This window comes from Pseudomonas sp. TREG-RG-20F-10-E-6-01 (assembly GCF_022662455.1).
Taxonomy (GTDB): Bacteria; Pseudomonadota; Gammaproteobacteria; order Pseudomonadales; family Pseudomonadaceae; genus Aquipseudomonas.
Map to the genome: position 1 here is coordinate 1 of NZ_JAKNQP010000032.1, position 2,320 is coordinate 2,320.

At 62.0% G+C, this 2,320-nt stretch carries 1 protein-coding gene; it reads right to left on the bottom strand.

The window, feature by feature from the left end:
* The coding region (locus L8K08_RS30115) for a DUF6531 domain-containing protein (RefSeq protein ID WP_242201982.1) at positions 1-2,320 on the bottom strand (2,320 nt) is incomplete at both ends.

Below are 2,320 nucleotides of genomic sequence, written 5' to 3' on the forward strand. Positions count from 1 at the left end.
TTGTTCGGCAAGCAACTGGCCGACAGCGTCGTAGGCGAAACCCAACGCCTGGGCATTGCCTTGCAGATCAGTGAAGGTGACCGCCGTGAGCTGATCCACCGCATCGTAGCTGTACTCAGTGCGGCCATCGTCGGTGGTCTTGGCGACCAGTCGGCCGACCGCATCACGCTCCAGCCGATGAACGATGGGCGCTGGCGGCGTTTCGGGGACCACCGCCAAGCCATTGCCATAAGGCGCTGGAACGGCAGTCACCGCTGTGATGTTGTCCAGCCGGTCGTAGTCGTAGCGCTTGGCGCTGCCGTCGAGGTCTTGCTGTTCCGCCAGCCGATCGCCGGCATCCCACGCAAACCGATAGCTTTCACCGTTTTCATTGACCAACGCTTGCAGACGCCCGTAGCTGTCGTAGCCGAACTGCACCTGGCGACCATGGGCGTCGGTGCGCTGGCGTACCTGGCCTCGCCGGTTGTGTTGATAGAGCGTGGTGTGCCCGGCGGGATCTGTATAGCCCACCAACTGCCCGCTGGCATCGCGCTGGAAATGTTCGGTGCGGCCGTCCGGCAGTTGGCTGCTGAGCAATCGGCCCTGGGCGTCGTAGCTGAACTGCGTGCGTTCACCCAAGGCATCAGTGATGACCTGCAAATAGCCACGCTCGTCGTAGCTGAAGCGCGTTGGGTAGCCCGAGCAATCAATATGCTCGACCAGTTGCCCGAACGGGTTCCAGCGCAGTTGTTTGCTTTTGCCGGTGGCGTCGATGATTTCCACGACCTGGCCGTGGGCGTCATAACGATAGCGGGTGATGTAACCCAGCGGATCGGTCTCGGCGATGCAGTTGCCGCGCGGGTCATAGCGATACTGCCAACTGTTGTCGGCGGCGTCGGTTTCCACCAGCGGTAACGCCCAGTGCTCCAGCCATAAGGTGGAGTCGCTGCGCCCGAGCGGGTCGGTTTCGCCGATCAGGTTGCCGCTCTCATCGTAGCTGTACTCATAGCGACCGCCTTGCGGGTCGGTGGCGCTGAGTAACTGGCGTTCGTCGTTCCATTCGAACAGCCAAGTCTGGCCGAGGTTGTCGCTGTACTGAATGATCTGGTACTGAGTGTTCCAGTGCCGAGTGCTGACGCGTTGCAAACCGTCGGTGATGCGGGTCAGGCCCGCCTGCAAGTCGTAGTCGAACTGGTAGGCGTCGCCCTCATCGGTCCAGTGCCGGACCACGCGCCATTCCAGGCCTTCAACCAGTGCCCACTCATAGAAACAGCGCAACCCGGTGGGCAATTGATGCTCAACCATGCGCCGCCCGGCATCGTAGGCGAAGCGTCGCTGCACCTGGCCGGTTGCGTCGCGCACCTGTGCCAGATTGCCCTGGGCGTCATAGCTATAACTGACCAGCAATTCACGATGTTGATCCGGATAGAGGCGTTCGATGTGGGTCACATGGCCCTGATCACGGATCAGCTCAACCTGCACCAGATCGAACGTATCGCGCAGACGCACCAGGCGCCCGGCGTCGTCATAGTCGAGGTAAATGCGGTTGTCGTTACGGTCACCCAACTGGCTCAGGCGCAGTCGCGACGGGTTTGCCGGTGTCGGCTCGAACAAGCGGTACACGCCGTCGTCACTTTCGATCAACAACTCCCCATTCAGGTGTCGCCGTACCGCAAGCCCTTCACCGGCACTGAATACTGCGCCGCCCAACGGAATCGAGCCCATGTCGATGGGCCGGCCCTGCTCGTCGGTATACACGAGCGTTTCGCCGCCCTCGGGATGCGGCTGAATGTCGACGCACACCTCGTAGGCCACGCTCCAACCGGTACCGAACAGGCTACCTTGGCGTTCGTCGCGGCTGTTGTAAAAGCGCTGCCAACCGATCGGCAAAATGCCCGGAAGCACGAAATCCAGTTCCTCGACATCGCCGAGTATCTTCGCGCCCGTCGCAGCATGCACCGGGTTCGACGAGCCCATCGCGGCGTTGGCCGCAGCGCCCATCGCGCTGCTGATGGCCATCGACGTCGCGCCGCTGACCAACATGCACGGTAACTTGCTGAAGAACTTGCCCTTGCCACCCTTGAGCATCAACAGTGCCGTGACCGCCAGCCCGACGCCTGGCGTTTTGCCGCTGCGAATTTCACGCACCACCACCGAACCGCCACCAATGGTCACGTTGGAGGAAATCAGCCCCGACGACACCACCGTCGCATCGCAGGTGCTGCGATCACCACTGCGCACGGCGGGTTGGCCGTTGATCGTGACCTTTTCCGAACCCTCGGCCAGAAACTGCGGCGGCATTGGCGGGTGCTTCATGCACACGACCAGGTCCAGCGGCTTC